The following is a 3,633-nucleotide window of genomic DNA, read 5'->3' as shown; positions in this document are numbered from 1 at the left end:
GTGGCTAGGCAAGGTCGGCATGAAGCCGCGCGACCTCGCCGGCTGGATCGGCGTGGCCGGCGCATACGACTTCCTCCCCATCGATGACGACGCGGATTACCTTGGCATGTTCGGCTCAACCCCCGCAGAGCAAGCGGCGTCCCAGCCGGTGAACTTCGTGGGTGGCGACGAGCCGCCCGCCCTGCTCCTCCAGGGTGAGAAGGACACCGAGGTATATCCGTCTGAAGCCCTATCCATAGCGGCCCGCTATGAAGACGCCGGCGAGCCGGCCGAGCTGCGCCTCTACCCGGGCGTAGGCCACGAGGGCCTGCTTTTGGCCTTCGGCCCGATGAAACACCGCGCGCCTGCGCTGGCCGACACGCTGGATTTCATTCGCCGCCATCCCGGGCACTAAACGCTGCATTCGTCTTCACGCCGGATAGGTAAACGTTGGGCATGACCCGACTCCTGCTCGCCGCCCTCGCCGCCCTGCTCCTGGCCGGCTGCCAGTCCGTCCTGTTCGGGGCCGTCAATGCCCGCCAGCCTGCCGGCGATGCCGTCGTCCACAACGGCATACCCTTCGACGGCGCGCTTTCGCTCGATGTCTACACACCGAAGGGCGCGACGAACGCTCCTGTCATCGTGTTCTTCTACGGCGGTAGCTGGAGCAGCGGCAAGCGCGGGTGGTACCGCTGGGTGGGTGAATCGCTGGCCGCTCGCGGCATGGTCGTCGTGATCCCGGATTACCGGACCTGGCCGAAGGCGAAGCTCGATGGCTTCATGGACGATGCCGCACACGCCGTCGGCTGGACGAAGGCCAACGTGGCCCGCTATGGCGGCGACCCGTCCCGGCTGTTCGTCATGGGCCACTCCGCCGGCGCGCATATCGCTTCGCTGCTCGCGACCGACAGCCGCTGGCTGAAACCGGTGGGCATGCAGCCGCGCGACCTGGCCGGATTTATCGGCCTGGCCGGTCCGTATGATTTCCTGCCGCTGAAACGGGCGAAGTTCATCGACATGTTCGGCAGCACGCCGGAAGCGCAGGCCCGCTCGCAGCCCGTCAATTTCGTGGACGGCGACGAGCCACCCGCGTTGCTGTTGCAGGGTGAAGCCGATAGCACCGTGAAGCCGGCCAATGCGGAATCGCTGGCCAGGCATTACGAGGCGCAGGGTGAGAAGGTTACGCTCAAGCTCTACCCGGACGTCACCCACATGAGCATCCTGTTTGCGCTGGGTCCATCGAAAGACAAGGCGCCCGTGCTCGAAGACATCTCTAACTTCGTCAACGCAAAACCCATGGAATAAGGTGCTGTGGGAGCGTGCTGTGGGAGCGTGCTTGCACGCGATGGGTCTTGCCGCGAGCACCCAATCGCGCGCAAGCGCGCTCCCACAACGTAGCGCTAATAGCGCTTGCGCCCTTCAGCATTGCCCCCGCGCGCGGCGTCCAGCACTTCCGGGTAGGGATAATTCAGGCCGAGCAGCTGCTTTATGTCGGGGCTCGCGCCTTTCACGAACGCCTCGGGCAACGCCGCCGGCAGGTCCTCCATCGGCTTGATGAACTTCGGCAGGTACTGGGTGATGATCGCGGAGCGGTCGATGCTGCTGCGGTTGGGCATGGCGCAATGCCACACCGCGCCGAAGAACACGACCGTATCGCCCGCTTCACCCAGCATGCGTTCGCAGCGGTCGAAGAAGCGATCGTCTTCATCGGGATAGCGCAGCTCACGCTGGCTGCCGGGCACGTAGGCCGTGGCACCAGTTTCCTCGGTGAAGGGATCCAGCATGATCGTTACCTGGCCATTCAACGGGAACGACGAGTTGATCCGCACCGGGTGCGTCTCCGGCGAATGGAAATCCCAGTAGGGGTAGTCGATGTGTGGCTCCTGGCCCGGCCCGCCCGGCAGGATGCGGTTGGCTGCGATCGAACCCATGATGAATTCGCTGCCCAGGAAAGCGCGCATCACCTGCATGATCGCCGGGTGCGCGGCCATGCGCGAAAAGATGTCGCCCTTGGCGAGCAGGTTCCACACGCGACGCTGCAGGTTGATCCGCCCCGCTTTCTCCGCATCGCCCTGGAAGTGCGTGACCTTGGCACCGCGGTCGTCGCCGTTGGATTCGCGCATGACGATCTCGCGCGCCTCGGCGATTTCTTCTTTCGTGAACAGGCCGCGCAGTGTGACCGCGCCAACCCCCTCCAGTAGTTCGCGCACGATGGCGTCTGTATCGAGGTTGGCCTCGGTGAAGATGGTTGGCGCGATGGCGGGCTGGCGGACGGCGTTCATGGGCGGGGTCTCCGGCGGCGCGGGGCGGCAGTGCTGTGTTGGCAGGACCTACGTTAGGCCGTTTTGCAAGCGCTTGCAAATTGCGGTGCGACATCGGCAGGATGGGGGTGCTGCTACGAGAAGGCTGCTTTGATGACCGGGATTCGGGTTGGATTGATCGGCGCGGGGTATATGGGCAAGGCACATTCCATTGCCTTGCAGTCCGTGGGGGCGACCTTCGAGACGGGGCTACGGCCCTCCTGCGAGATGATCGCCACCTCCACGGCGGAGGGCGCCGCCGAGAACGCCGCGCGTTGGGGCTGGAGACGTTCGACGGGCGATTGGCGCGCACTCGTGGACGATCCGGCGGTGGACGCAGTGATCATCGCCACGCCACCGCGTACGCACCTGGAGATGGTGCTGGCATGCGTGGCCGCGGGGAAGCCGGTGCTTTGCGAGAAGCCGCTCGGTTGCGACGCCGCTGAATCGCTGCGCATGGTCGAGGCCGTTGAGCATGCCGGACTCGCCAACATGGTGGGGTTCAACTACATCCGTACCCCAGCGAGCCAGCTGGCGAAGCAGATCATCGCCTCCGGTGAGATCGGCGATGTGATCCAGGTCACCGCGGAACATGTCGAGGACTACCTGCATGACCCCACCCTGCCCGCTTCATGGCGAACGCGCGTCAGCACGGGGACCGCGGCGGGAGCACTGGCCGATGTGGCACCGCACATCCTCAACGCGTGCCTGCGTCTGGTGGGGCCGATCAGCAGCCTGGTAGCGGATACGCAGATCGTGCACGGCACGCGGCCTGGCAGGAACGGGCCAGAGGCGGTCGAGAACGACGACCAGGGCCAGATGCTGCTGCGCTTTGCCAACGGCGCCAGCGGCAGCCTCAGCTTCAGCCGCGTGGCCGCCGGGCGGAAGATGGGCTACACGTACCGCATCACCGGCACGAAGGGGGCGTTGCACTTCGACCAGGAAGACCAGAACGCGCTGTGGCTGTACGACGCATCACGCGAGCCAGCCCGCCGCGGCTTCCAGAAGCTGCTGATGGGGCCAGCGCACCCGGACTACCTCGCCTTCAACATGGGCTTCGGGCACGGCACCGGCTACAACGACCAGATCGTCATCGAGATGCGGGATTTCCTTCGTGCGGTGGAGACGGGTGAAGCCGTGTGGCCGACGTTTCGCGATGGGTATGCGGTGGACCGGTTGGTTGAGGCGGCGCTGGTATCGGCGAAGGAGCGCCGCTGGGTGAGCCTGTAGGTGTTCGCTTCTTGTGGGAGCGGGGGGGGGGGGGGGGGGGGGGGGGGGCGGCGCGCCCCCCCCCCCCCCCCCCCCCCCCCCCAAGGCGGGTGTGGTGGCGGCCGCCGGGGGGGGGGGGCAAAAA

At 66.1% G+C, this 3,633-nt stretch carries 4 protein-coding genes; 3 read left to right on the top strand and 1 reads right to left on the bottom strand.

Annotated features, from left to right (window positions below):
* Both ACTHLF_RS10825 and ACTHLF_RS10820 read left to right on the top strand, forming a co-directional pair.
* Positions 1-394: alpha/beta hydrolase (locus tag ACTHLF_RS10825; protein ID WP_440327322.1), on the top strand; the 394-nt coding region annotated here is incomplete at its 5' end.
* A gap of 41 nt (positions 395-435) precedes the next feature.
* On the top strand, positions 436-1,284 hold the full coding sequence (locus tag ACTHLF_RS10820) for an alpha/beta hydrolase (RefSeq protein WP_440327321.1): 849 nt from the start codon (positions 436-438) through the stop codon (positions 1,282-1,284).
* 95 nt (positions 1,285-1,379) lie between these two features.
* Here the strand turns inward: ACTHLF_RS10820 and ACTHLF_RS10815 are convergent, their stop codons facing one another.
* Positions 1,380-2,261 (bottom strand): phytanoyl-CoA dioxygenase family protein, encoded by an 882-nt coding sequence (locus ACTHLF_RS10815; RefSeq protein WP_440327320.1) that lies wholly within the window; start codon positions 2,259-2,261, stop codon positions 1,380-1,382.
* Between the two features lie 132 nt (positions 2,262-2,393).
* Between ACTHLF_RS10815 and ACTHLF_RS10810 the strand changes: the two genes are divergently transcribed.
* A complete protein-coding gene (locus ACTHLF_RS10810; RefSeq protein ID WP_440327318.1) occupies positions 2,394-3,509 on the top strand; it encodes a Gfo/Idh/MocA family protein in 1,116 nt (371 codons plus the stop codon).
* Positions 3,510-3,633 lie beyond the last annotated feature (124 nt).

This window comes from Luteibacter sp. (genome assembly GCF_051958795.1).
Taxonomy (GTDB): domain Bacteria; phylum Pseudomonadota; class Gammaproteobacteria; order Xanthomonadales; family Rhodanobacteraceae; genus Luteibacter.
Note: the sequence above shows the minus strand (reverse complement) of the source record. Positions and strands in the feature narration are given on the sequence as shown.

Coding starts and splice junctions, on each gene's coding strand:
- ACTHLF_RS10815 (WP_440327320.1), bottom strand. CDS start 2,261: ATGAACGCCGTCCGCCAGCCCGCCATCGCGCCAACCATCTTCACCGAG.
- ACTHLF_RS10820 (WP_440327321.1), top strand. CDS start 436: ATGACCCGACTCCTGCTCGCCGCCCTCGCCGCCCTGCTCCTGGCCGGC.
- ACTHLF_RS10810 (WP_440327318.1), top strand. CDS start 2,394: ATGACCGGGATTCGGGTTGGATTGATCGGCGCGGGGTATATGGGCAAG.